Genomic DNA, 25,777 nt, shown 5'->3' with positions numbered 1-25,777 from the left:
GAAGGAGCATGCATCATGAGACAAATCATCATTCCTGCATCGGTATTTCACGAAGTGGTCGCTGGACAGCAGACCCAGATAGAAGCAGTATTCAGAACTGCGAAGCTGGGAGCAGAGGGGATCGAGATCCGCAGAGAGCTGTTCACACATACCGATCCTATCGCAGAACAGCTGCAGCAATGCAGGCAGGCGATACAGAGTGCAGGCCTGCAGACGACGGTCTACTCGGTTCCGATGCAGCTCTGGCAGGAAGATCATCAGCTGGATATCGATATACTCTCTCTGGCACTGAGCGAAGCTGAGCAGCTTGGAGCCGATCAGGTGAAGCTTTCACTTGGACATTACGATACAGATCTATCGCCGCTGGATCATTTGGAATCATTTATGAAAGCGTATTATTTATCATTAAATACAAGTGAGCAGCAGAAAGGGCATACCGTTCAGCTATTGATCGAAAATGATCAAACCACTTACGGTGGTGATCCAAAGCGGCTACTGGCCTTTTTCCGGGAGATAGAGAAATGGCAGCTTATCGATCATGTTCCGCCTGTGCGAATGACATGGGATACAGGTAACTGGCTATATGCCGGTTATGAAGAGGCAGCACTGCAGACAGTAGCAGATATGTCGCCCTATGTATCCTATATTCATGCCAAGCATTCGATCGTGCAGGGAAATGAATATACGATCCTGCCGCTGCCAGAGGAACAGCAGGCATTGTGGAGACAGCTGATTCGTCAGCTGCCCCGGACAGCAAATCGGGCGATAGAATTTACATTGACAGACGATTCGGCGATCTCATATTACTGCAGCCTGCTGGCTGACCAACAAGGAGGAACATCAATGCCACGATCAAGACAGCCTATTTATGTACAGAGCGAGCATAAAGCAGATTATCCGTATCTGGATGTAGTAACATTTGGCGAAGCAATGACGATGTTTGTAGCGGAACAATCCGCACCGCTGCATGAGGTGAGTCTATTCAGCCGCAGGTTGGCAGGAGCAGAAGCCAATGCAGCGATCGGATTTGCCAGGCTGGGCTTGCGCTCTGGCTGGGCAAGCCGCGTAGGCAGCGATGTATTTGGCAGCTTTGTCCGTGAGAAGCTGGCAGAAGAAGGCGTCAATCTGGAACATGTGCTGACTGATGCACGGTATCCGACCGGGTTCCAGCTCAAGTCAAAGGTGACATCGGGTGATCCGGAGGTGCAATACTTCCGTAGAGGGTCGGCAGCGAGCCGCATGAACCGGGACGAGATGGACCGGGAATATTTCACCTCGGCACGCCATCTGCATATGACTGGTATTCCTCTTGCGCTGTCAGCTGCCAATCGTGAGTTTGCCCGCGCCGTTATTATGGAGATGAAGCAGGCGGGACGAACCATTTCCTTTGACCCGAATCTGCGCCCGCAGCTATGGGAAAGTCAGCAGCAGATGGTAAGCGTTATCAATGAATTTGCCGCTTATGCCGATGTGGTTCTGCCAGGTATCGAGGAAGGTGCTATTCTGACCGGCTCCCGAGATCCGCAGCAGATCGCCCGGTTCTATCTGGATCTTGGAGTGAAGCTGGTAGTAGTGAAGCTCGGACCATCCGGCGCTGCCTATTACACCCAGGATCAAGCTGGCAACGTACCGGGATTCATAGTCTCCGAAGTGATCGATACGGTAGGAGCAGGTGATGGATTTGCTGTAGGCATCGTCAGCGGATGGTTGGCAGGTCTACCGATCGAGGAGGTCGTCAGCCGTGGCTGTGCGATTGGAGCACTGGCAGTACAGTCGGTTGGTGACCACGAAGGTTATCCTACGGAAGCACAGCTGCAGCACTATATGAAGCAGGGCAAGCGTACAGAAGTACCCGCAGTCTTATCGGTCATGTCCCCATCCCTGAAAGGAGTGAATTGATATGAAACGTAATTCGTCTACCGGCGCTAATGGTGCATCCGTACCGCAGGCAACTCCGCTTCCGGCATCACGCTGGCTGCGTCTGATTCCGATTATTTTTATCACGTATAGTCTGGCCTATCTGGATCGTGCCAATTACAGCTTTGGTGCTGCATCCGGAATGGCGCATGATCTGAATATATCGGCGGCGATGTCATCACTCTTGGGGGCGCTGTTCTTCCTCGGGTACTTCTTTTTCCAGATTCCCGGTGCGCATTATGCAGAGAAACGCAGTGCCCGCAAGCTGGTATTCTGGTCTCTGATCCTGTGGGGTGGACTTGCGGCGGCGACCGGTATGGTAACCAATGTACATGTGCTGATCGTGATCCGTTTTGCTCTGGGGGTGGTAGAGAGCGCAGTAATGCCGGCGATGCTGGTCTTCAACGCCCACTGGTTTACGAACAAGGAGCGTTCCCGTGCCAATACGTTCCTGATTCTCGGTAACCCGGCTACCGTATTATGGATGTCGATTGTCTCCGGTTATCTGGTATCGGCTGTCGGCTGGCGCTGGATGTTCATTATTGAGGGGATGCCTGCGATTATCTGGGCCTTTATCTGGTGGAAAATGGTGCAGGACAAACCATCCGAAGCCAAATGGCTAACCGAAGCGGAGAAAGCTGCTCTGGAGACCGAACTGAACAATGAGCAGGCCGGTATGAAACAGGTGAAGAATTACCGTGAAGCATTCCGTTCGCCGACCGTAATCAAGCTGTGTCTGCAGTATTTCTTCTGGAGTATCGGGGTATACGGATTCGTTATGTGGCTGCCGTCGATTATCTCCAAGGCGCCCAATATGAATATGGTATCGACCGGATGGTTATCGGCTGTACCATATCTGCTCGCTGTCATTCTGATGCTGGTCACGTCCTACTTTTCGGATAAAATGCAGATTCGTAAAGGGTTTGTGTGGCCGTTTCTGCTGATTGGAGCACTGGCTTTTTACGGTTCGTATCTGGTCGGACCGAATCATTTCTGGATTTCCTTTACCCTGCTGGTAATCGCAGGTGGTGCCATGTATGCACCGTATGGACCGTTTTTCGCTATTGTACCGGAAGTGCTGCCGCGCAATGTAGCCGGCGGAGCGATGGCGCTGGTGAACAGCCTTGGCGCACTGGGTTCTTTTGCCGGATCGTATATTGTCGGTTATCTGAATGATCTGACTGGTGGATTCGATGCTTCGTATATGTTCATGGCGGGTTCGCTGCTGCTCTCTGCGATTCTCACGCTGACGGTAGGCAGGGATCGCAAGCGATCTACAACGAACGGATCTCATACCGATGGAAAAAAGAACTGGAAGCATAAAGTGAGAACGACGCAGCTCTAACGCTCTCATCCGGATCTGTGTAATCTCGTTTATCAGGTCGATCGCAACCTGGATATAGCGCTCAGATTAGCTGCCACATACAGAACATAACCAGGGATAGTTGTACAATTCATACGGCAGTTGGTCTGCGAGCAGTCCGCTGTAACAGGAGAGGTGGAATAGGCAATGAATAGTGAGAACATTGGTCAGCCAAAGCTGAATGATAGCGATATCCATCATCATACGGATATCGCTGTCAATAACGATGTAAATACTGACGCTCCATCCGCAGTTCATACGCTGGATCAAGCACCCGTACGTATCCAGCTGGCACTGGACCGGATGACCATCGAGCAAGCCATCGATATGGCCGGGCAGGTACAGGAGGATGTGGAGTGGATCGAAGTCGGTACTTCTCTGATCAAGGAATTCGGTATGGACAGTGTCCGCCGCATGAAAGAAGCTTTCCCCCATAAGGTGATCGTAGCGGATATCAAAACCAACGATAACGCCAAATACGAATTTGAACTGTGCTTCCGTGCTGGAGCTGACGTAGCGACCGTGATGGCATCTGCACCGGATGCTACGCTGGATCTGTGTATGCAGACCGCGAAATCCTATGGCGGCATCGTTATGATCGATCTGCTCAATGTCACGCCGCAGCGAGCAGAAGAGCTGCGGCGCTATACCGAAGCGGTACTGTGCAAGCATGTGAGCAAGGACCAGCAGGAGCATGATGGACAGGCACTAGGTAGAAAATCCATGCCCGATCTACAGCTGCAGGATACTCACTCTAACGATCCCGATTCCACGCGGAGAGCCCACCCGTCTATTGCCGCAGCCGGTGGAATTACACTGGATACACTGCCGTCCATTTTGCAGGATCGACCTGCAGTTGTGATCGTAGGGTCTGCCATTACCCAAGCAGCTCACCCTGCCGCAGCTGCCCGGGAGATTCGTAGCCGCATAACTGAAGTGATGCAAACCACGCAGAAAGGAGCTTACCATGTCTAACTCTATATCATTGACCAAAGCACAGCGTATTCTGGAGGAAATCCAGCAGGTCGTCAGCCGGGTACCGGAGGAGGCAGTCACCGGACTGGCCGACATACTGGCAAAAGGAAACCGGATCTTCGTAACCGGAGAAGGACGTTCCGGCTTTATGGCCAAATCATTTGCTATGCGCCTCATGCATCTGGGCGCTAACTCGTACGTGATTGGAGAGACGGTTACGCCAGCGCTGGCAGCCGGCGATATCCTCATCGCCGTATCCGGCTCGGGAACGACCAAGGCAGCGGTATGGACTGCAGAGAAAGCCCGAGAGCTGGGCTGCACCATTGTGGCGGTAACTACCGACGATTCATCGCCGCTGGGACAGCTCGCGGATCAGCTGCTGCATATCCCAGCGGCTACCAAATACCGCCGGGAAGGCGAAGCAACCAGCATTCAGCCGCTTGGCTCGCTCTTCGACCAGTGTACCCATATTCTGCTCGATGCAGTCTGTCTGAGCTATGGAGAGCTGCAGCATGTAGAGCATGGGGCAGCATTGGCCAAACACAGTAATGTGGAATAAATGCTAAGAAAAGATCACTAAGGGAAGTACAGTTTTTTACAGATACAGATACAGATACAGATACAGATACAGATACAGATACAGATACAGATACAGATACAGATACAGGTGAGGAGTGTAAAAAATGATATCGGATCGGCATATGATCCGCTTATCGGCTTATCAGAAGCGTCCTAGAACCTGAAAAAAGCAGCTTCCGGAGATGGTTCTCCAGAAGCTGCTTTTTGCTATATACCCAAAGAAATAAGCGAATGAATGAAAAGGTAGATAGGCTATAGGAAAAGGAATTACAGCACTTTCTCCAGGAAGCTGATCGTACGCTCATGCTGGGGACTACCGAATACCTGCTCCGGTTCGCCTTCTTCCACGATATAACCGCCGTCCATAAAGACAACACGGTCAGCTACTTCACGGGCAAAGCCCATTTCGTGGGTAACGATCATCATCGTCATGCCTTCGCTGGCAAGGTCTTTCATAACGCCGAGTACCTCACCGACCATCTCCGGATCAAGCGCGGAGGTAGGCTCGTCAAACAGCATCACATCCGGGTTCATTGCCAGTGCGCGCGCAATCGCTACACGTTGCTTCTGACCACCGGACAGGCTGCCCGGGAACGCATCCGCTTTGTCAGCCAGACCGACACGGTCCAGAAGTTTGAGAGCAGTTTCTCGTGCTTCTTTTTCGGATTGCTTTTTGAGTTCAACCGGAGCGAAAGTGATATTTTTGAGCACGCTCATATGCGGGAACAGATTAAAGTGCTGGAACACCATACCGATATTTTCACGAACTTTGTTGATATCGGTCTTGGGATCGCTAATATTGTAATCGTCAACGATGACTTCACCGGCGGTTACTTCCTCCAGCTTATTCACACAGCGCAGCAGCGTACTTTTACCGGAACCAGATGGCCCAATAACACATACCACTTCGCCTTCGTCAATCTTCATATTAATATCCTTGAGTACTTCATTGGAGCCATAGCTCTTTTTGAGGTTAGAAATTTGAACTTTACCCACGGCGTGTTCTCCTTTCGATCGAATCCGCAATCTTGGTCAGAATAGTAATCACAATCAGATACATGATAGCGACCATTCCGTAGATGACAGTGGATTGATAGTTGTTGGCTACGATCAGCTTACCGGACTGTGTAAGCTCGATCAAACCGATTGCAGACATGATGGATGTATCTTTTAGTGTAATAACCAGCTGGTTGATAAACGATGGAATCATTACTTTGACTGCCTGTGGAATAATAACTTTGATCATGGCAGTACGGTGTGACAGACCCAGTGAACGAGCAGCTTCCAATTGTCCTTTGTCGATCGACTGGATACCACCGCGGATAATCTCAGTAACATAGGCACCGGCGTTAAGGCTAAGCGCCAGTACAGCAGCTACAATCAGCGGCATCTTGAAGCCGAGTGCACCAGGAATACCAAAGTAAATAAATAAGCCGAGTACGAGCAGCGGGATACCGCGGAAGATATCCACGAATACAGTGGCGATCGCCCGCGCTGTTTTGCTTGGGCTGACTTTCATAAAGCCGAAGATCAATCCCAGGATAAAGGCAAAGAACAGGGAAATGATCGTGTACATTAGGGTCATGCCCAGACCTTTCAGCAGGGCTGGAATCGCATCGGACACGATTTTCCATTTGCTGACTGGTGCAGATGGCGTAGTAGATTCTTCACCAGGCTTGGTGCTTCCCAGGTATTTGGAGACGATCTGATCGTATTCCCCACTTGCTTTAACATTAGCGAGTCCTTTGTTGAACATTTGCAGCAATTCCTGGTTTTCACCTTTGTTGACTGCAAAACCGTAAGGAGCACCGCTTTCCTTTTCCGTAGCAGTCTTCAGCTGCACGCCTTTTTGGATAGCGTAAGCAACCACCGGGAAATCTTCAAAGCAGGCTACCGAGTTGCCTGTCGTTACTTCTTCGTACATTTGCACGGAATCATCAAACGGTACGAGTGTGAATCCATATTTGTCCTTGATCGAATTGGCGAAGTTATAACCTTCTGTACCTGTTTTGACAGCCACACGCTGTCCACGCAAATCTTCGTAACTTTTGACTTCATTGTTGTCCTGGCGTACAGCCATAACAACACCGGATTCATAATAAGGCTCCGAGAAATCAAATGTCTGTTTGCGCTCATCGGTAATGCTCATACCGGCAATCATGCCATCGAGCTGATTGGATTGCAGGCCTTGTACAGCAGCATTAAAACCAAGCGGCCGGATTTCGTATTTGAAATTCTGATCTTTGGCAATGGCAGCCATCAGATCAAGGTCGATCCCTACATACTTGCCATCCTGCTGAAATTCGAACGGTGCAAAAGTAACATCCGTTCCAATAGAATACGTCTTGCCTTCTCCGGCTTGGGCAGTAGCCGTCTGGCTTAAGTTGCCGGCACATACCGCGAAGAAAAGAAGGAAAGCCATGGATAACCACATAAACCTAGATTTCTTCATAAAATCCTCCATTTCTGTTACTCTGATCAGACGTCGGTTACAGACGCACAGATAGAGTCCTCTGACTGAACAGAGAGTAATATTGCCTTCACATCACATGTTACATTTGATGTCTTATAGCACATGTCTTCTTATTCTACAAAAAAATTAACTAATTGACTATAGTGCTGTGAAGCTTGAACGGGTAATATTTGCGAAATTAAATAGCTGACATGACATATAACCTGCCGAAGCTGCGGTTTGAAACATATAAAATTTAGGATATCGGGTATTGTCAGTGGTGCTCGAGCAGACTTATGATAGAACATAGCAGGTCTCCGGGTAATACGGATAAAGACTGTATAATGAACGGCTTACAGTGATCAGCCCACGATATAATACCCTGTCATGTGCAGGTACATAACGGTTAACAGAAGGAAAGGGAAGAATATTAATGATGAAATTTGTAATTCTCGATGTGGATACAGGTATCGACGATTCCCTCGCGCTGGCGTATGCCGCACACTCTCCCGAGTTGGAGCTGCTCGGTATCACTACCGTATTCGGTAATATTTCCGTTGAAGAGGCGACGCGTAATACACTTGTTGTGCTGGAACAGCTGGATCAGGAGATTCCTGTATATCCGGGCGAAGCCAAACCGCTCAGCCGCGATTATACGAAGCCTTTTGCCCGTCATATTCATGGAGAGGACGGGATAGGCAACCAATACCGTCAGCCTGCGACGCGTCAACCGGAGAACAAGGGAGCTGCCGAGTTCCTTATTGAACAGATCCAGCAAAATCCTGGTCAGGTCACTGTAGTTGCTGTAGGGCCGCTGACCAATATTGCCCGCGCGATTCAGATGCAGCCGGAGATCGTGCAGCAGATTGGTCGTCTGGTCATTATGGGCGGAGCAGTAACCGTACCGGGTAATGTGACTCCTTTTGCCGAAGCGAATATTTATTCCGATCCGGATGCCGCGTCCCTGGTACTGGGTTCGGGCATGCCGATCACACTGGTTGGACTGGATGTAACGATGCGTACGCTGCTGACTGCAGATCATCTGGAAGAATGGAGACGTACCAACAGCGAGCTGGCTCTTTTCCTGGCCGATATGACCGACTTCTATATGGAAGCCTACAAAGGCGTCGTCAAAAGCGGCCGCGGCTGTGCGCTGCATGACCCGCTTGCTGTAGGTGTAGCGATTGATCCGAGTTTTGTCCGTACAGCCTCCTATGCGGTACAGGTAGAATGTACGGAGCAGGATAGTCTGGGCAAAACAACAGGGATTCACGATACGCCTGCTGCGCATATTGATGTGGCGCTGGATGTCGATGCAGATCGGTTCCTGGAGCATTTCCTGAGCCGCGTGATCTGACTGTGTTCTGCAAGTGTCTACTGAATACTATTGAAGCAGCAGTTTTAACAGAGCAACAGCCGCAGTAAAGACGCATATCTATAAAGTAACACAGATATAGATCAGTATATTCATAGAACAGTACACCCCTAAATATCAATAACGCCCTGACCAGTTGCGATCAGGGCGTTATTATTTGTTTTGTCAGTAAATATTGAGAAATTTGCGTATATCCTACAGGATGCTGGAATAGATTATTACTATATACAGATGAATATGCGTACAGATTGAGCAAGATATAATAGATAGCTGCTTCAGGTAGCCATAACCGATTTTATTTTGCCGGTTGGCTGTTCAGGATCATATCCACAAACAGCGGGATTTGTGCTTTGGTAGCGATAGGATCGTACCGGTAAAACGTATCATAATCATTGTAGAAAATATGATTCTTTTTGGCAGCCGGCAGTGAACTCCAGACTGGTGATTTTTTCAGTTTGTCCAATGCTTCGCTTTTGCCTTCAGGATCATAGAAGGTCAGGAACATATAATCTGCATCATATTCCGGCAGAGCTTCCAATGAGAGCTGGGTCGTCTGCGCATCTTTGGCGATCTTGGCAGGCATCTTCAGCTGCAGGGCATCATATACGCTCTGACCACCGCGTCCGGCGTTATCGCCAAAGATCCAGAGGGCATTTTTGTCAGTCAGTTCATACAGCCCAACTGTGGTATTGGCATCTACGACGCCTTTGAGTTTCTCGCGTCCGGCAGCAGCTTCTTTATCATAATCGGCGAGGAACTGTTTGGCTTGCTCGGTATTGCCTGTCAGATCCCCGAACAAATTGACCGTTTCGCGAATATTTTTGGCGGTACCGTATGGAATATGAACGGTTGGTGCAATTTTGGACAGTGCGTCATAGTTGTCATCGTACATCACGACGATCAGATCCGGATTGAGTTCCAGAATTTTCTCCATATTCAGCGGAGTACCCACATCTACCGTTTTGTGTTCAGCAAGTTTGTCTTTGATAAAAGGATTCTTGAACGCGGTCGGTTCGACACCGATCACATTCGCATCCACGGTTAACAGCTCACCGCCATAATAATCGGTAACGATACGCTGCGGCTTGGTTGGAATGGTGATTTTACCTTTATCCGTATCATATTCACGAGTAGTTGGAGCTGTAGCAGCTGCTTCGTCCGTCTTATTCGGAGCTGAAGTTGTACTGCCTGTAGAACTTCCGCCGCATGCGGTTATGATAACGGACAGAGCCAGTGTCAGCGCGAGCAGCAGCGCAGATTTGTGCTTGAACATAATGACCTCCTGATTCATGGGGACGCTGTCTCAATAGACAGGGCCGTATGTAAGATTGTGTTATTTTATGATAATGATAATCATTTTCATGCAGAAAGACAAGAGGTAGCCTGGAAATGGGATAAAACTAATGAATATGGAGAAGACCCGGCAGGCGAAATCGTAGTGATTATTCAAGTGATTGTAGAAGAGATATCAACAACAAAATACATTAAATGTAAAAAGTAACACTAAATTGAGATTTCCAATGATTAAATAAGAGAATAAGTCCTTTTTTATTGTGACTAACCCCTAAATACGGTATATTGAAGTATATGAACATTTTGCAGACGAACGGTATTTAACAGGACAAACAATAAGCGTTTACATCCTGTTCCGCTGCAAAATTTGACTGATGCAGCTTAGACTTTCTGCAGGTGCAATATACTGGCACCGATAAGCAGTTATTTAATTTTATGATCGATGTCCGACAGGTTCGAATACCTAAATGATAGATGTAAAATGGATAGTAAGCTCGCAGATTAGATTGATAATTTATAATAGTAAGGCCAGGTGTACTCAATGAGCAGCAAAAATCCGAGGCGACAAGACGCATTATCCGCAGCACAACGCAAAATGGAAACTCTGCGTATCCTTGAAGCGGAGGGGACCGTCCGGGTATCCGGGCTGAGCCGCCGTTTTAATGTAACCGAAGAGACGATCCGGCGTGATCTGGAACGTCTGGAACTGGAAGGAATCGTTGTACGGACCCACGGGGGAGCCGTATTTAACCGCAACCGTGAACAATATGAATCTCCGGCGATCCAGCGGGAGACCCAGAACATAGAAGAGAAGAAAGCCATCGTGGAACACGCACTTTCCCTGATCCAGCCCGGCGATGTAATCGCACTCGATGCGAGCACTACCTGTCTGCATCTGGTCAAGCAGCTGCCCAACCGGCCGCTGACCGTACTCACTTATTCCCTGGCGATTGCCAATGAACTGGTGCCCAAAACCGAGATCAATGTAATTCTGATCGGTGGTTATCTGGATCGTGATTCCATGGCGAATACAGGCATTCATGCAGAGAAAATGGTAGAAAGCTACCATGTGGACAAATTCCTGTTTTCCTGTCACGGCTTTGATCTGACCCGTGGACTGACTGAGCCATCCGAAGCACATGTGCAGCTGAAGAAGAAAATCATCGAGATCTCCGATGAACTGATCCTGCTGACGGACAGCTCCAAGTTCCGCCGCAAATCCCTTGTTCGTTTCATGGGCATGGAAGATCTTAACCGCTTCATTACCGACGATCAGCTCCCGGAAGAAGCCATTCATGAGCTGGAGGAAATGGGCGTCCAGGTAATCGTTGTAGACTAGGCATACTCTATACTGTCTCGCATATTCATGTGAGGACTGGTTGAAGGCTCCCTGTGAGGAGCCTTTTTTTGTTCTTATATTTCTGCTTCTGCATGAATGATTTACGTGAAATATGTGGTGGTGCAGGCTGTATTTTGTTTTGGGTTCTGTTTGTTCTAGGGAAAGGTTGATTAGTTTTACATAAAGTGTGAACGGGATGCATAGAGCGGCATCCGCTCCGGAAAGGAATAGGAGCACGTCCTCCGGTTAAGCCTGGAGATCCTGAATGGGATGTAGTAAAGGGGGATCTCCAGGCTTAAATGTCGTCCTTTGCTCCTATTTCCTTTCCTGTGCTCTGTGCAAGGAGTATTTGTACCGCTCGCTGTCTGATTGTGCGATTCTCTAATAAGCATTCAACTTGAATGGCGAAAGTAAAGGTACATAGGTTAAAGGTTGCAGCGACAGATTGAAGAGGCGAAAATGCGGAAGCAAGGAAGCAAGGAAGCAAGGAAGCAAGGAAGCAAGGAAGCAAGGAAGCAAGGAGATAGGTGCAAGCTAAAAAGAAGGTGAAAAAGCAATATCAACAGGACGAGAATAAGCTAAAAACACAGTAGAGAAATTTCAACGAATAAGATCGAGATTTTTGCCGTTGATGTTAAGTGTTAAATCTTGAATCTTGATCTTTAGTCTTAAACCAAATGGTATACATTCCGCTGAGCGCAGGAAAAGGAATCGTGCTGAAGCTCTCCTTTAAGATCGTCTATCCACTGCTGCAAGCAGTTGTTCAGGATAGATGATCTTAACAGAGAGCGGAAGTACGATCCTTTTACGAAGCGTCTGCTGCTCCAGCACCCTATTCTCTCGAGTAGCTCCCTCTTGTGTAAGCAGTTATTCAGGCATAGGCGGCCTTAACAGAGAACGGAAGTACGATCCTTTTACGAATGATTTGCTGCTCCAGCTCTCTATTCACTGAAGTGACTCCCTATCCACTGAATTAGCCCCCTTTTTACTCAAATAGCTCCTTATCTACCCAATCAGCTCCTTTCGCCCAAATATACAGCCTCTCTCCTGTAAAGAAGTTTGCCATTTTCATAAAGATACTTGAAAATGAATAAAGTTAGGAGTACTTTAGAAAAATGACCAATAGTGAGACCGATAAACAAACAGATAACTATTAGACTCAGGCGTCTGGAGTGAGGAGAGAATCAATGAAAGCAACGGATGAATACAATTCGCATACTGTAGGCATGGAAGATATCGTACGTGCACATCATGTGTTGAGAGATGTTATTGTGCGTACACCGCTGCAGCGGGATGCGACACTATCGGAAAAATACGGGTGTGAGATCTACCTGAAGCGTGAGGATATGCAGGTGGTACGCTCTTTTAAAATTCGCGGCTCGTACAACCGGATCCGCAGTCTTTCCCATGAGGAGCTCAGTAATGGCATTGTATGTGCCAGTGCGGGCAACCATGCGCAGGGATTTGCCTTTTCCTGCAGACATCTGAATATACGCGGCAAGGTCTATATGCCAAGCACCACACCGAATCAAAAAGTGAAAATGGTGAAAAAATTTGGCGGCGAAAATGTAGAGGTTATTCTTGTGGGCGATACGTTTGACGATGCTTATGCCCAGGCGATGAAAGTATCTACAGAACAGGGGATGAGCTTTATTCATCCGTTCGATGATCCGCATATTATCGCGGGTAACGGTACAATCGGAATGGAAATTATGGAGAGCCTGGATACACCGGCTGATTTTGTATTTGTTACGATTGGTGGAGGCGGACTGGCCGCTGGTGTCGGCAAATATATTCATACGATCAGCCCATCGACCCGCATTATCGGGGTAGAGCCGCTGGGCGCTGCATCCATGAGCGAAGCGATTGCGCGTAATGAAGTCGTTACACTTGATGAGATTGACAAGTTTATCGACGGAGCAGCTGTCAAACGGGTCGGACAGATGACCTACGATATCTGCCGCGAAGTGCTGGATGATGTGGTCAAAGTGCCAGAGGGTAAAGCTTGCTCCGCTATTCTGGATATGTATAACGAGAATGCGATTGTCGCCGAACCTGCCGGCGCGTTGCCGGTTGCTGCACTGGATATGTACCGAGAGCAGATCAAGGGCAAGACAGTGGTCTGCGTCATTAGCGGCGGTAACAATGATATTGATCGTATGCAGGAGATCAAGGAACGCTCCTTGATCTATGAAGGGCTGAAATACTACTTTACGATCAAGTTCCCGCAACGCGCGGGTGCCCTGCGTGAATTCCTGGAAAAAGTACTTGGGCCCAACGATGATATTGCCCGTTTTGAATATACCAAAAAGCACAACAAGGAGAATGGCCCGGCACTTGTCGGTATCGAGCTGAGTTCACCGGATGATTATGGCGCGCTGATCGAGCGTATGGATAGCCATAATATTCAGTATGTAGAGCTGAACCGCGATCCGAATCTGTTTAATCTGTTGATCTGATCACCGTTCAACCTTCCATAATGAAGTAGGTGGCGTTACGTACAGATAATCACTGGATCAGCCAAGTAACAGGACAAGATCATATATGTTTGGGATTTTGTTCATATTGGGGTATACTTGTAAAGTAAGCATATTACAGTTCATAACTACTGAGGAGGATATACCTATGTTCATTATTCATGCGAATATGTTGATCAAACCCGAGAAAGTCGATCAGTTCCTGACCGAAATTGATGCACTGGTAACAGCTTCCCAGGCGGAAGAAGGAAATATTAGCTACGTGCTCAAACGCGATGTGAAGCAGGATAACCTGTTCACTATGGTCGAAGAATGGAAAGATGCTGCTGCTATGCAAGAGCATAATGCAACTGCACATTTCCAGAAGTTCGTAAAAGATATGCAGGAATTTGCGGCAGCTCCACTGGATGCAAAAGTGTTCGAAGGAACCGAAATAAAACGCGGTTAATCGTTCATAACTGAAGCAGGGAGCCGTATGGTTACCTTTGTTTTGACAAATTATACCAACGTGCTGGTATACCAGCATATTCTTACCAATATCCTCCTGTTACAGGAGGATATTTTTTTGTTTTTTGTATACATAATCCATGCTCTTCATCCGATATAATCCACTAAGTTAGTTTGTCGAAACTTCGCGAAAATTGATTAAATCCGTTGATTATACCTTTTTATTCTTCTTCTTATTGCTGCCTATTCGTACTTGTAGTGCTCCTGTTGCTTGGTAAATCAATACATCCAGCCCTTCTCGAAAGTTATAACATTCTGGCTAATTCTATTAGACAGACAGCACAGCTTATGCGTTCGGCGACCAGCCGGAATCCAATGTATATATTTATCATCGTGGAGAGGTTTCTTTCCAAGCGATTAACCGGAAGTCATGAACGAAGCTGTATATTGTCTGACCAGAGGGAGACGAGCATCCATGAAAAAGATTATACCTGTATTTACAGCCTCCCTGCTTACACTTTCCTGTGCTTTTGCTACAGGTCTGGCGTATGGGGAAGGGTCGGCTACGACAGCATCGAGCCCCGACCAGGAGGTCATTGTTGTCTACAAAAACCAGGAGGGCAAGGAAGCGGTTCTTGAACAAAGTGTAGAAGTTCAGCATGAATTTGCTACCGTTCCTGCCGTATCCGCTACGGTTAGTTCGTCGGATCTGAACGAGCTTGTCCAGGACCCGAATATCGCTTATGTGGAACGCAATGTTCCTTTTACTATTGCCGATGAGCAGGTCGTCGCCCAGGCGTCAGCCATCAATACAAATGAACAATCCCACTGGAATTACCAGGCGGAACAGCCTAATATCGAGTGGGACAAAGGCTACAATGGCGCAGGCGTCAAAGTGGCAGTAATCGACTCCGGGATCGCGCCCCATCCGGAACTGACCATTGCCGGCGGTGTATCGACAGTGGATTACACTACATCGTACACAGATGATAACGGTCATGGTACCCATGTCGGCGGTATTATCGCTGCCCGCAACGGAGATGGACAGGTTACCGGTATGGCTCCTGGCGTACAGCTCTATGCCGTCAAGACAATGGGACCGGACGGCAAAGGAAATCTACAGGACGTTCTGGAAGGCGTCGATTGGGCGATCCAAAATCATATGGACGTCATCAACATGTCCCTTGGAACAGAGTACGATTCCCAGCTGCTGCACAATATGCTGGATCAAGCGTACAATAGCGGCATTCTGGTCGTCGCTTCTGCAGGCAACAGTGGTGCAGGTACGGATACGGTCAATTATCCGGCTCAATATAGCAGCGTCATTGCTGTAGCGGCAGTAGATAGTAATCTGAACCGTGGCAGCTTCTCCTCTACAGGACCCAAAGTGGAAGTGGCAGCTCCAGGCGTAGGCATCTATTCTACCTATCTAAATAATCAATATGCCATTATGGATGGAACCTCTCAGGCTGCGCCGCATGTCGCAGCGATGCTGGCTATTCTAAAGCAGGAGCATCCTTCGGAATCGGTCGCTTCCCTGCGCAGCGATCTACAGCATTATGCAGTGGATCTGGGAACACCCGGTCGTGATAACCAGTACGGTTATGGATTTGTAACGTTCAAGCCGCAGGTCGATGTAACAGCACCGGGCGAAGTGAAAAACCTGCAGCTCGCTGCCAAAGGAACAGACTATCTGACCTTTAACTGGCAGAATCCGGCTGACAGTGATTTTGCCAAAGTGAATGTCTATGATGCACAGAACCACCGGGTCAAATCGGTTACCGGCAATGTGTATTCAGCAGCCGATCTGACTGCGGATACGAGTTATACTTTTACGATGAAGACTGTGGATATCAAAGGTAACGAGTCTTCCGGCGTTACGATCTCCGGACGTACAGCAGCTATGCCGACAATGGAAAGTACACCGGCTCCTGTATCATCTTCACCCGTTCTGCAGGCGCCTGTTCCTCAGACAACACCTGCACCTGCCGTGTCCGTACCGGTAGTAACCACTCCACCTCCAACAGATCTGGTTGCACAGATTCCTGTTGGTGGCGGGGGCGGCGGTGGAGGAGGAGGCGGAGGTGGTGGCGGTATACCGAGACCGGCCACACCTAAAGCAGAGACTCCGGCTCCAACCGCATCTGTACCTTCAACACCAGTACAGAAAGCCCAGCAGCAGCTGAATAATGCCAAATCTTCCGGTAAAGCAGCAGATTTTATCAAAGCACGCTTTGCTGCCAAGGATCTGAACAACGCAGAATTCAACAAACAGCTGAACCAACTGAAGCAAAGCCTGGGTATCAAGGATCTGCCATCCAAAGCGAATCTGCGTGCATCCGTACCGGTACGCATCAGCCTGCAGGCATCACTGAAAAGCTCCACGTACAAATATATCGATAAATCATCGATTACTGCCGGCAATATTGCCATACTGGATGGTAGCGGCAATGTGGTCAGCAATGTGAATCTGTCCGTGAAGTTCAACCGGATTTTCATCACTGCAGCAGACGGATCATTTGCACCCAACCAGACGTATACCGTCATTATCGAAAAAGGTGTTAAAGGCAAAGCCTCAGCATCTTCCGATCAATCTACGGCTCTGACCAATCCACTGGTGATGCAGTTCACGACTCGTTAAGTCTACGTATTGTCTATGATAAATGCCGGGTCTGTGCATCATGCGGTACCTTCGGGTGCATCAGCTGCACCGATCCGAATCAATCCTATCCCATCCATTTACACATCAGATGATGATGTTGAGAATAGAAAGGTGTACAGCCATGAAAGTAACATCATTTACCCGAATACTGCTTGTTGCCGGTCTGCTGCTGTCCCTGTTCAGTGCAGGTACACCACGTACTACGGAAGCGGCGACAGGTCTTCCATTTTCCGATATTTCCGAGAAGTACTGGGCACTGGAGACGATCCGCTGGGGATACGATACAGGTCTGGTCAATGGTTATCAGGATGGCCAGTTCAAGCCGGGCAAGACTGTGACCGAAGCGGAATTCCTTACGATGCTGATTCGCTCCTATGAACCGGAAGTGACAGCCAGTACCAAGGGCAACTGGGCCAACCCCTATTACAATCGTGCCAAAGCACTGAATTATCCGGTGAAAAGCTATACCGATCCGGTTTCCCGCAGTCAGGTGATCACCCGTGCCAAAGTTGCAGAACTGATCGCGGCGGCAGACGGCGTAAACTTTAGCGGGAACAATGCAATTCGTTATCTGCTGGGATTTGGATTGGCAAATGGCAGTGACGCCAATCAGGCAACAGTCGCTTCCTTCAAAGGCAACCAGCCACTGACTCGTGCCGAAGCGCTGCAATTTATCAAGAATTTCACAGACTATGGCGCAGGCGCACTGCTGGATCGTCCACAGGAAGCTTCGGACCCGGCAGATCTTCCAGCCGTTGCCGATCGTTAAGAATCGGCGGATCTCATCTAGTTGGATGTGTCCAGCCGGATTCCATGTATAAGACGGATCAAACCTTCTTAATCTGATGTGATCCAGAGAGATGCTCTTACGAAAGCAAGATTGAATACAAGATAGTCAATATGAAATCAAAAAAGGACCAGCGATGCGGCAAATGCCAACATTCTGGTCCTTTTTGATTGATGTGGTGGAAACGACTTATTCTTTTTAAAAAGCGACGGGTGCCGATCCATCCGGATCATGTTCCAGATGCAGCAGCTCTCCGATATTGGTACTGGATACAACGGTCAACCGCTTGAGCTTGAGCATATCATCTCCCGGACGAACAAATCCCTGATGCACCGTAAAGGCCATCCGATAGCCGGACTGCTTGAGCGCATAGATCATCTGCATCCGGAAATCGCCGAATGGATAAGCAAAGTAAGGGGTATTGATACCGACCTGGTCACGCATAATATGATCATCTGCCATAAATTTATCCGGGTCCATGCCGGCGGCGTAATCATCTCCGCAGTGCAGTGGAGCTTTGTAATGCAGATCATAGGTATGGCTGTTGTATTCAAATACATCTTCGCTGGCTTTCATCTCTGCGCGGGATACATAGCTGGTGCGCGAAGGGTTGAATTTCTGCGTTTTTTCCTGAATTTTGGAACCCACCACGAACATGGTAGCATGGAAGCCATACTTTTTCATGATCGGGTAGGCATAGATAATATTGTTCTGATACCCGTCATCAAAGCTGATCACGACCGTATTTTCCGGCAGGGTGATCTGTTCGTTCACGTACTGCTCCAGTTGCTGCAAAGTGGCGGTATGGTAATTGTGATCATGCAGATACTTCATATCCTGTTCAAACGATTCTAGGTTGATAATGGAATTGTTGTTTGGTTCGGTATTGTACTTTTGCGGCACGATATAGTGGTACATCAGTACAGGGACCTTGTCTGCGGTTCCCTGTGGAACGACATAGTCGGCAGCCAGTGCCACATTGTGGTCATCCAGCTGATTGTAGTGTTCGTAATAAAACACCTCGTTTTTGGCGGCTACCCAGGAACTGCAGATTTTATGCGCCAAAACGGAAGAATGCGGGAAATTCACCCCGAGAACATAAACGACGAGCAATACCGCCAGTAAGGCGATGGAGTACTTTTTCCAGGGCTTACGCATACGTATCAATAAATCTCCTTCGGTTATGATATGAGCTGAATATCAGCACTATGATGTTCATCGGATGATGGAAGCTGCGAATCAAGAGAATTCTTCCAATCTTTTGACATCCATTTTCCATCTTAGCCGAAAAAAACAGGAGAAAAGTTACAGCGTACAGGAAGAATGGTAACAAGTAGAAGGTTGAATTTCCGATAATCCGCCGTATCCCAGTACTGGCAAGGGCTGAGGAATAAATCGAAAATGCGCAAAAAAAGACAGTACCACTCCAACGAAGTGGTACTGCATAGTGATTTATAGATGGATTTTCATGTGCTTGGCAGCGTACGGCAAGCGGGTCAAAGCTCCGGCTGCAGCTGTATTTCGAATGTCTTGATCTCATAGGGTTCCAGTACAAAGCGGATCGGAACTTCATGCTGGAACTCCTGCTCCGGCTGTTCCATCAGATTGCATTCGCGGTAGCCGGTGACAGGTAGTGTACTGTCCAGCATAAGCGTCTGACGACTGCCGGAAAAGTCATGCACACGCAGAATAACATGATTATGATCTTCGGCTTTTTTGATTGCAGAGATCATGGCAGTATGACCGGACAGGGTGAACATGGAGGCGCCACCGTGATCCATATGACCTTCTGTATAGCGCAGTGGATTGTTCAGTGCCCATGCAGCAGGTACGGTATTGCCTTGCAGCCAGTCTCCCTGATGAGGCAGCAGGGAATAAGTGAATGCGTGATATCCCTGGTCGGCTTCAGTATCGGGATGAATCGGACATTTGATCAATGACAATCGCATAATATTATCCTTGATATCGTAACCATATTTGCAGTCATTTAGTAGACTGACGCCATAGCCACGATCCGACAGGTCTGCCCACTGGTGACCGACCGATTCGAAGCGGGCGCTATCCCAGCTGGTATTCCAGTGGGTAGGACGCTTGACGTTGCCATACTGGATATCATAAGTGGCTTCCGTAGCGCGGATATGCACCGGGAAGGCTACTTTCAATAGCTGCTGGCGCTCATGCCAGTCCGCCTGAGTGACAAAGTCGATTCGGCGGTCATCTGCATATAGCACCATCTGCTGGATAATCGTCGATTGACCGACCTGCCATTCAAAATGAACAACTGCACGCAGCAGACTGCATTCGATCACTTCGGTACGGACCAGCATCGTGATCTCTTTCATTTTCTCCTGATAAAAGATATCGATATCCCATGCATCAAAATTCAGCGGCTTATCTTCGAACAGCTGGAGTACATTCGCTCTGGCTCCGGGTGCCAGCACTTCACGCTCAGCCTGCCGGTCATACAGACGGGTCAGCTGTCCTGCATTATTCCATTCCAGTTCATAAAAAGGCGTGGTTGCCCGGTAATCTTCTACGATCAGCGGCTGTGCGGAAGGCGCTGCGATACTATCAGTTAACGACCGTTCTTCAATAATGGGCTTAATCGAATGATCCGAAGCATCCAGAGTAATCGTCGTACAGCCCAGAGCCGGTACATTCTCTACCCGGATGATCCATTGATCCTGCTGCTGTACAGCGGTTAGCTCCTGTCCGGTAGCATCTTTCCACAGGCCGGTTCGCTGCTCCGAGTGTACCGGAAGCGTAATGATCTCTGTACGCGCCCATGGAGAAGAGTTCCAGACTGTATAGGATGCCCCGCTAACAGAGGAAATCTCGTTCCCTGCCGCTGCCAGTTGCTGGCTGCCCTGCTCCCAGACTCGGCTGCCGATCTGCCAGGACTGCTCATATTCAATCCGGCTGTCTTCGTATACCTCGCGGATCGAGGAGCCAGGGATAATATCATGGAATTGGTTGCGAAGGATAATTTTCCAGCCTTCATTCAGTTGCTTCTGCGGATAATCGGACCATTCTCCCGAACGGGCACTTTGCCAGGCGCTGATCCATTCGGCATCCCGATACAGCAGCTCCAGCTTGCGATTCATCCGTTTGTTGTATGCCTGACTCGTATAGGTACCCCGGTGATATTCCAGATACAGCTCGCCGTCCCATGTATGCACATAGCTGTCTGTCTCGGCGACGGTCTGCTGCAGGCGGCGGAAGTAATCACCGGCTGTTCCTGTGCGGACATGAGGCAGACCAGGAATCCGGTCCAGCCGCCGGCGCATCTCCAGCATCGTGCGGTTCACGCCGCCACCGCCATCGCCATACCCGTAGGAGACGAGCAGCTCACGGTTCATTTCCTTGTCCCGGTAAGCCTCCCAGCTGCCCTTGACTGTCTTCGGTACGAGCTGTCCATTGTACGTATAGAACCACGAGCCCGGCTGTGACCACGGCTCGGTAGTTGTTATAAAGTGGGTAAGTACCTCGGAGCCGTCAATCCCGCGCCAGCGGAATGTATCATGAGGCATCCGGTTGTACTGGTTCCAGCTGATCTTGGTCGTCATAAAAGTATGAATACCGGATTTGCGCAGAATCTGCGGCAGTGCCCAGCTGTATCCAAATACATCTGGCAGCCACAGATAATCCGATTCCACGCCAAATTCCTCTTTGTAAAATCGGGTGCCCATCAGTAGCTGCCGGGTCAGGGATTCGCCGCTGATCAGATTGCAGTCGGCTTCGAGCCACATGGCTCCGCCAGCTTCCCAGCGTCCTTCGGCAATTTTGGCTTTGATCTGTTCATAGAGTTCTGGCGCGTCCTGTTTGACATAGTCATACAGCTGCGGCTGGGTCTGCAAAAAGACGTATTCCGGGAAGCGCTCCATCAGCCGCATCACAGTTGAGAAAGAGCGGATAGCCTTTTGCCGGGTATGCTTCAATCGCCATAGCCATGCCACATCAATATGGGTATGGCCAACAGCTGTCAATTGTACCGAGCTGTGCTTGCCGATTGCCTCCAGCATGGTGGTCAGCAGCTGCTCGGCCTGCTGTACACTGTCGTAGAAATGAGGTGTTCCGGGCTCCGACCAGTCAATCTGGCGAAAAGCACGATCCACTGCACGCAGCAGATCGGCACGTTCGGAAGAATGTTCCTCCAGCACTTCCACCGTCTCCAGTGCAGCCATTCCTGTGTAATACAGATTATCAGACGGCTCATCCAGCCAGCAGATCTCGGCGGTTCGCAGTTCATGACGCTGTACCTTGGGTTGTCCGCCGCCCTCCAGACCGGACCATAGGCGGAACGTCAGCTGATGGGTACGTCCGGCGGCGTCCTCGGGCAGGAATACTTCGATATGGTTGGAGTCGACTCCTTGATAAGGCTGTCCATTCAAATACAGCAGTGATTCAAAGCCCGAATTGGTACCGCCACCGGTCAGACCAAAATGAAAACGTCCCAGCAGGGTACGTCCCTGCCAGCTCTCCGGAATCTCCGCTTCGGCAGAGAGCCACAGGAAGCGGTCGCGCCCACTCCAGTATTCGCCCAGCTCCATCGTATTCCAGTTTTCATCCGGCTGGGGAGCCGCAGGATGAATCTCTTCTCCACTATCTTCTCTAGCCTGAAAAGAAGGCACGGGAATGGCTTCACGATAACGATACATACTCAGTTCCTGTAATCGGGACTTCAGCTTTTGCTCGGTCAAAAACATAGGGTTCACTCCTCTGGAAATAGGTATGATATGAGGGAATGTTCACATATCCGCAGACGGATGACAATATGTAGCCTATGAGGCAGGCCAGTAGAGCCGCATATCTGACATATTTGGCTTTATCATAGAGCGGTCTGGCTACCAGCAAGCAGGGCAAAGACCTGTAGATCAATCGGTAGTCACTGCAAAATCAACATGTATTCCATACTTCGATGATGACTGAAATAACCAGCGTATATACTGAATCAGGCAGATAACTGCTCAATCATATATAGGTGCATCAGATACACGGGGATGAGGTAAGTACATACCACAGGAATCCTATGCTGTGCAGCCGACAAAGGAGATCAAAAAAATGAACATGCTTAAATTTATGCCGCTGATTCTGCTGACGACATTTCTAATGGGGTCATCGTTTGCTATTGGGAAAATGGGGCTGGTATATGCTTCACCACTGTTGTTGGCAGGACTACGCTTTGCACTGGCCGGCATCATTATGGCAGTTATCGTCGGCATGCTACGGCGTCCGCATCCGGCGCGAACAGCCGACTGGATGAAAATGCTGCTAATCGGTGCTCTGCAGACTGCTGGAGTAATGGGCTGTATCTTTATCAGTCTGCGTACGATTACGGCGAGTGAATCGTCGATTCTGACTTTTACCAATCCACTATTGGTCGTGGTGCTGGGGACGGTATTCGCTGGGATGCGTTATCGCTGGTATCAATGGCTGGGTGTACTGTTGGGAGTGGCTGGTGTAGCCATTACGCTTGGTGCACAGCTGGAATGGAAAGCGGGAGTGATCTTTGGATTATGCTCGGCAGTTTTCTGGGCGACGGCTACCTTGCTCGTCAAAAAGTGGGGGAGTGGCCTTGATACATGGGTATTGTCTGCGTATCAGATGCTATTTGGCGGTATTCTGCTGCTGATCGCAAGTATACTGCTGGAGCAGCCCTTTTTCCATTGGAACGGGGAGTCGGTGACGATCCTGCTATGGCTGAGTCTGCTGTCTTCAATCGTGCAGTTTGCCGGCTGGTATTATGTACTGCAAAAAGGAGACCCGGCGAGAACGAGCGCCTTTTTGTTCCTGGCGCCCTTTTTCGGGGTACTTACTGGCTGGCTGCTGTTGGGAGAGCAGTTGTATCCTTCGCTGATCAGTGGAGGTCTGTGTATTATTGCCGGAATTTATCTGGTTAATCGCCAGTTTCAGTCGAAACAGAAAGCCAATCCAGATCAAAATGCTGCCTGAAAGCAGAACGTCCTTCGTCGGTAACTTTGACCGCACGGATCGAAGGAATACGTGCAATCCATTCCTTTTGCAGGAACAGAGTCACCAGTTCATGACCGAGTGCACCGCCCAGATGATGTCTGCGTTCGCTCCAATCCAGACAGGCATGGGCAAAAGCACGACGCTTGCGGCGCAGCAGCTGTAGATTCAGACCCAATCCTGCGAAAAACACTTCGCCGTCTGCAGTCACGGTAAATTCACCATTCGCCTGCAGCAGATAGCCACGGCGTGTCATCGCTTCGGTCAGATCGACACCGAGCTGCCCAGCCAGATGATCGTAGCAGGTGCGGGCTTCACGCAGCGATTTCATTTCGGTAGACTGGCGCAGTGAACGTACCTGCGGAGGAGGCGAGATCGTGAGCAGCGTCTCCAGCGTCTGAGCTACCTCGCGGCTGGCCAGCTGATAATAACGGTAACGTCCATGGCGCTCGGCGATAATCCAGCCGCCCTGGACAAGCTTGGACAGATGGAAGCTGGCGGTCTGCGCAGTGACCGAGGCCATATAGGCCAGCTCACCTGCAGTATGAAATCTGCCATCCAGCAGACCTGTCAGCATGGCAGCACGTGAACTTTCTCCAAGCAGGGAAGCGACAGTCGCAATATCGGGGTTGATACTCATGGTTGTCCTCCTTATGTATTTCATACTTCGATATTTATCGAAATGTATTCTACAGAGAATATAGTACTGCTGCAACCTTTTAACAAACGGTGGCGTTGGGTAACTAGAATGGAAATATCATACATAAACTATCCGAATAGCTCTGTATAGGAGGAGACTAATCTTGAAGTATCACCGCAGATTATACCGATTATTGCCATTGTTAGGATTGTTGGTTCTGTGTGTTACCGCCTGCACCAAATCTGCAGATCCGGAAGATTCCAGACCTCAGCAGGTATCTTCTGCGTATGACCAGAATGACGTGAATCCTGAGCTGACCGAAGCGATGAATCGATTTGCCCTGACGGTCTATAACGAATCGTATCAAAAAGAGCCGGAGAACACAGCACAGATGGCTGACCCGGATAATCTGTTTATTTCGCCGGTGGGTCTGTATATGAATCTGTCCATGCTGTATAACGGAGCTTCCGGGCAGACAGCCACCGAATTGCAAAAAGCACTTTATACCAAAGGCATAACCCTGCAGCAGCTTAATGAGGGGCAGCAAGTAATACAAGAGCTGCTGGAGCACCAGGAAGATGATGTGCAGATCGAACTGGCAGGTTCGTTATGGAGCCGTAGCGGATGGGCGCCGGAAGATACTTTTGTTCAAAGGCTGCAGCACAGCTATGGAGCCGATCTGCACGCTACAGACTTCACTTCTTCTCAAGCGGTAAAGGATATAAACAGCTGGGTAAGCGAAGCGACACACGGCGGCATCCATCAAATGATACAGAATCCGCTGGAAGGGAATACGATGTTGGTGATGCTTAATGCGGTTTATTTCAAGGGAGGATGGACGGAACCTTTTGAGCAGCGGCAGACTCACAAGCAGTCCTTTGTATCCGGCAAAGGGGAAATATCTAGTGTAGAGATGATGCATCGGCAGGGAGAATATGAGTATACCCGGCAGCCGCATTTTCAGGCAGTACGGATACCCTATGGTGCTACCGGGAAATGGGGAATGGTCGTGGTACTGCCTGATCGGGATTATGATCTTCAGCAGTTCCGTCAGCATGATCTGCCTGAATTCGCGCACTGGACGAGTGCGATGAGCTCTACTGCAGGCGAGATAGGATTGCCTCGTCTGGAGCTGAATGAGGAGCTGCAGTTCAGGGATATTTTGCGTTCTATGGGCATACGCCGAGTATTCGATCCACAGCGGGCAGAGCTGGATGGTATCAGCCAGAGTGTACCGCTGTATCTGAGCAAAGTACAGCAGAACACTCATCTGATTATTAATGAGAAGGGGACCGAGGCAGCAGCAGCTACATCTGCGGAAATAGCCGCCGGAGCTATGCCGTCCCAGCCCTTTCGTATGATTATGGATCGTCCCTTTTTTGTGGCAATAACTGACCGGACAACCGGATTAATTGTATTTATGGGCGAGCTTCATCATCCGATATAATCAGGTTCATGGTAAAATAACAGCAGGTGACCTGTAACAGGGCATCTGCTGTTA

Annotated in this window: 19 protein-coding genes; 13 read left to right on the top strand and 6 right to left on the bottom strand. The window is 49.1% G+C overall.

From position 1 onward, the window contains the following. Nucleotides 1–15: 15 nt before the first annotated feature. The 4 genes from H065_RS28595 to hxlB all read left to right on the top strand — a co-directional run bounded on the left by H065_RS28595 (nt 16) and on the right by hxlB (nt 4,814). A complete protein-coding gene (locus tag H065_RS28595) occupies nt 16–1,899 on the top strand; it encodes a PfkB family carbohydrate kinase (RefSeq protein ID WP_017814585.1) in 1,884 nt (627 codons plus the stop codon). A 1-nt stretch (nt 1,900) separates the two neighbouring features. Then, entirely contained in the window at nt 1,901–3,262 is a 1,362-nt protein-coding gene (locus H065_RS26355) for an MFS transporter (protein WP_017814584.1), read from the top strand. 165 nt (nt 3,263–3,427) lie between these two features. Further along, the gene (gene hxlA, locus H065_RS26350) at nt 3,428–4,255 is read left to right on the top strand and encodes a 3-hexulose-6-phosphate synthase (RefSeq protein ID WP_017814583.1); all 828 of its coding nucleotides are present in this window, start codon (nt 3,428–3,430) and stop codon (nt 4,253–4,255) included. Then, nucleotides 4,248–4,814: a 6-phospho-3-hexuloisomerase gene (gene hxlB / locus H065_RS0118515; protein WP_017814582.1), complete on the top strand. Its 567-nt coding sequence runs from the start codon at nt 4,248–4,250 to the stop codon at nt 4,812–4,814. Before hxlA ends, hxlB begins: the two co-directional genes overlap by 8 nt. Nucleotides 4,815–5,101: 287 nt before the next feature. Here the strand turns inward: hxlB and H065_RS0118510 are convergent, their stop codons facing one another. Next, nucleotides 5,102–5,830, bottom strand: coding sequence for an amino acid ABC transporter ATP-binding protein (locus tag H065_RS0118510; RefSeq protein ID WP_017814581.1), 729 nt, complete (start codon nt 5,828–5,830; stop codon nt 5,102–5,104). After that, a complete protein-coding gene (locus tag H065_RS0118505; protein WP_443146862.1) occupies nt 5,823–7,256 on the bottom strand; it encodes an amino acid ABC transporter substrate-binding protein/permease in 1,434 nt (477 codons plus the stop codon). The genes H065_RS0118510 and H065_RS0118505 overlap by 8 nt, the downstream gene beginning before the upstream one ends. Before the next feature lie 463 nt (nt 7,257–7,719). Between H065_RS0118505 and H065_RS0118500 the strand changes: the two genes are divergently transcribed. Further along, a complete protein-coding gene (locus H065_RS0118500; RefSeq protein ID WP_017814579.1) occupies nt 7,720–8,643 on the top strand; it encodes a nucleoside hydrolase in 924 nt (307 codons plus the stop codon). A gap of 313 nt (nt 8,644–8,956) precedes the next feature. Here the strand turns inward: H065_RS0118500 and H065_RS0118495 are convergent, their stop codons facing one another. Then, complete coding sequence (locus H065_RS0118495; RefSeq protein WP_017814578.1) at nt 8,957–9,934, bottom strand: iron-hydroxamate ABC transporter substrate-binding protein; 978 nt, start codon at nt 9,932–9,934, stop codon at nt 8,957–8,959. Between H065_RS0118495 and H065_RS28315 the strand changes: the two genes are divergently transcribed. The 6 genes from H065_RS28315 to H065_RS0118460 all read left to right on the top strand — a co-directional run bounded on the left by H065_RS28315 (nt 9,923) and on the right by H065_RS0118460 (nt 17,648). Continuing rightward, nucleotides 9,923–10,162 (top strand): hypothetical protein, encoded by a 240-nt coding sequence (locus H065_RS28315; RefSeq protein ID WP_238557989.1) that lies wholly within the window; start codon nt 9,923–9,925, stop codon nt 10,160–10,162. The two genes, H065_RS0118495 and H065_RS28315, sit on opposite strands and share 12 nt — an antisense overlap. Nucleotides 10,163–10,495: 333 nt before the next feature. Then, entirely contained in the window at nt 10,496–11,293 is a 798-nt protein-coding gene (locus H065_RS0118490; protein WP_017814577.1) for a DeoR/GlpR family DNA-binding transcription regulator, read from the top strand. A gap of 1,187 nt (nt 11,294–12,480) precedes the next feature. Then, the gene (gene ilvA / locus H065_RS0118480) at nt 12,481–13,752 is read left to right on the top strand and encodes a threonine ammonia-lyase IlvA (protein WP_017814575.1); all 1,272 of its coding nucleotides are present in this window, start codon (nt 12,481–12,483) and stop codon (nt 13,750–13,752) included. Nucleotides 13,753–13,918: 166 nt separating this feature from the next. Continuing rightward, nucleotides 13,919–14,218, top strand: a complete 300-nt coding sequence (locus H065_RS0118475; protein ID WP_017814574.1) for a putative quinol monooxygenase — start codon at nt 13,919–13,921, stop codon at nt 14,216–14,218. Nucleotides 14,219–14,692: 474 nt separating this feature from the next. Beyond that, complete coding sequence (locus H065_RS27150) at nt 14,693–16,858, top strand: S8 family serine peptidase (RefSeq protein ID WP_017814572.1); 2,166 nt, start codon at nt 14,693–14,695, stop codon at nt 16,856–16,858. A 142-nt stretch (nt 16,859–17,000) separates the two neighbouring features. Then, a complete protein-coding gene (locus H065_RS0118460; protein ID WP_017814571.1) occupies nt 17,001–17,648 on the top strand; it encodes an S-layer homology domain-containing protein in 648 nt (215 codons plus the stop codon). Between the two features lie 216 nt (nt 17,649–17,864). On the opposite strand, the gene H065_RS0118455 is transcribed toward H065_RS0118460, so the two are convergent. Together H065_RS0118455 and H065_RS0118450 are read right to left on the bottom strand one after the other, a co-directional pair. Next, the gene (locus tag H065_RS0118455) at nt 17,865–18,824 is read right to left on the bottom strand and encodes a polysaccharide deacetylase family protein (protein ID WP_017814570.1); all 960 of its coding nucleotides are present in this window, start codon (nt 18,822–18,824) and stop codon (nt 17,865–17,867) included. A gap of 338 nt (nt 18,825–19,162) precedes the next feature. Beyond that, entirely contained in the window at nt 19,163–22,372 is a 3,210-nt protein-coding gene (locus tag H065_RS0118450) for an alpha-mannosidase (protein WP_017814569.1), read from the bottom strand. Between the two features lie 355 nt (nt 22,373–22,727). On the opposite strand from H065_RS0118450, the gene H065_RS0118445 reads away from it, so the two are divergent. Further along, entirely contained in the window at nt 22,728–23,618 is an 891-nt protein-coding gene (locus H065_RS0118445) for a DMT family transporter (RefSeq protein WP_017814568.1), read from the top strand. Here H065_RS0118445 and H065_RS0118440 read toward each other — a convergent pair. Then, nucleotides 23,563–24,276 carry an ArsR/SmtB family transcription factor gene (locus H065_RS0118440; protein WP_017814567.1) on the bottom strand — a complete coding sequence of 238 codons (714 nt, stop codon included), beginning with the start codon at nt 24,274–24,276 and terminating at the stop codon, nt 23,563–23,565. The genes H065_RS0118445 and H065_RS0118440 overlap by 56 nt on opposite strands. A 163-nt stretch (nt 24,277–24,439) precedes the next feature. On the opposite strand from H065_RS0118440, the gene H065_RS0118435 reads away from it, so the two are divergent. After that, nucleotides 24,440–25,723 (top strand): serpin family protein, encoded by a 1,284-nt coding sequence (locus tag H065_RS0118435; RefSeq protein WP_017814566.1) that lies wholly within the window; start codon nt 24,440–24,442, stop codon nt 25,721–25,723. Nucleotides 25,724–25,777 lie beyond the last annotated feature (54 nt).

This window comes from Paenibacillus shenyangensis, assembly GCF_000346635.1.
Taxonomy (GTDB): Bacteria; Bacillota; Bacilli; order Paenibacillales; family Paenibacillaceae; genus Saccharibacillus; species Saccharibacillus dauci.
The sequence above is the reverse complement of the archived record's forward strand: the minus strand, read 5'-3'. Positions and strand labels throughout refer to the sequence as shown.

What these genes read in the sequence shown, in the direction of transcription:
- H065_RS28595 (WP_017814585.1), top strand. Translation starts at nt 16, where the DNA reads ATGAGACAAATCATCATTCCTGCATCGGTATTTCACGAAGTGGTCGCT.
- H065_RS26355 (WP_017814584.1), top strand. Translation starts at nt 1,901, where the DNA reads ATGAAACGTAATTCGTCTACCGGCGCTAATGGTGCATCCGTACCGCAG.
- hxlA (WP_017814583.1), top strand. Translation starts at nt 3,428, where the DNA reads ATGAATAGTGAGAACATTGGTCAGCCAAAGCTGAATGATAGCGATATC.
- hxlB (WP_017814582.1), top strand. Translation starts at nt 4,248, where the DNA reads ATGTCTAACTCTATATCATTGACCAAAGCACAGCGTATTCTGGAGGAA.
- H065_RS0118505 (WP_443146862.1), bottom strand. Translation starts at nt 7,256, where the DNA reads ATGGCTTTCCTTCTTTTCTTCGCGGTATGTGCCGGCAACTTAAGCCAG.
- H065_RS0118500 (WP_017814579.1), top strand. Translation starts at nt 7,720, where the DNA reads ATGATGAAATTTGTAATTCTCGATGTGGATACAGGTATCGACGATTCC.
- H065_RS0118495 (WP_017814578.1), bottom strand. Translation starts at nt 9,934, where the DNA reads ATGTTCAAGCACAAATCTGCGCTGCTGCTCGCGCTGACACTGGCTCTG.
- H065_RS0118490 (WP_017814577.1), top strand. Translation starts at nt 10,496, where the DNA reads ATGAGCAGCAAAAATCCGAGGCGACAAGACGCATTATCCGCAGCACAA.
- ilvA (WP_017814575.1), top strand. Translation starts at nt 12,481, where the DNA reads ATGAAAGCAACGGATGAATACAATTCGCATACTGTAGGCATGGAAGAT.
- H065_RS0118475 (WP_017814574.1), top strand. Translation starts at nt 13,919, where the DNA reads ATGTTCATTATTCATGCGAATATGTTGATCAAACCCGAGAAAGTCGAT.
- H065_RS27150 (WP_017814572.1), top strand. Translation starts at nt 14,693, where the DNA reads ATGAAAAAGATTATACCTGTATTTACAGCCTCCCTGCTTACACTTTCC.
- H065_RS0118460 (WP_017814571.1), top strand. Translation starts at nt 17,001, where the DNA reads ATGAAAGTAACATCATTTACCCGAATACTGCTTGTTGCCGGTCTGCTG.
- H065_RS0118455 (WP_017814570.1), bottom strand. Translation starts at nt 18,824, where the DNA reads ATGCGTAAGCCCTGGAAAAAGTACTCCATCGCCTTACTGGCGGTATTG.
- H065_RS0118450 (WP_017814569.1), bottom strand. Translation starts at nt 22,372, where the DNA reads ATGTTTTTGACCGAGCAAAAGCTGAAGTCCCGATTACAGGAACTGAGT.
- H065_RS0118445 (WP_017814568.1), top strand. Translation starts at nt 22,728, where the DNA reads ATGAACATGCTTAAATTTATGCCGCTGATTCTGCTGACGACATTTCTA.
- H065_RS0118440 (WP_017814567.1), bottom strand. Translation starts at nt 24,276, where the DNA reads ATGAGTATCAACCCCGATATTGCGACTGTCGCTTCCCTGCTTGGAGAA.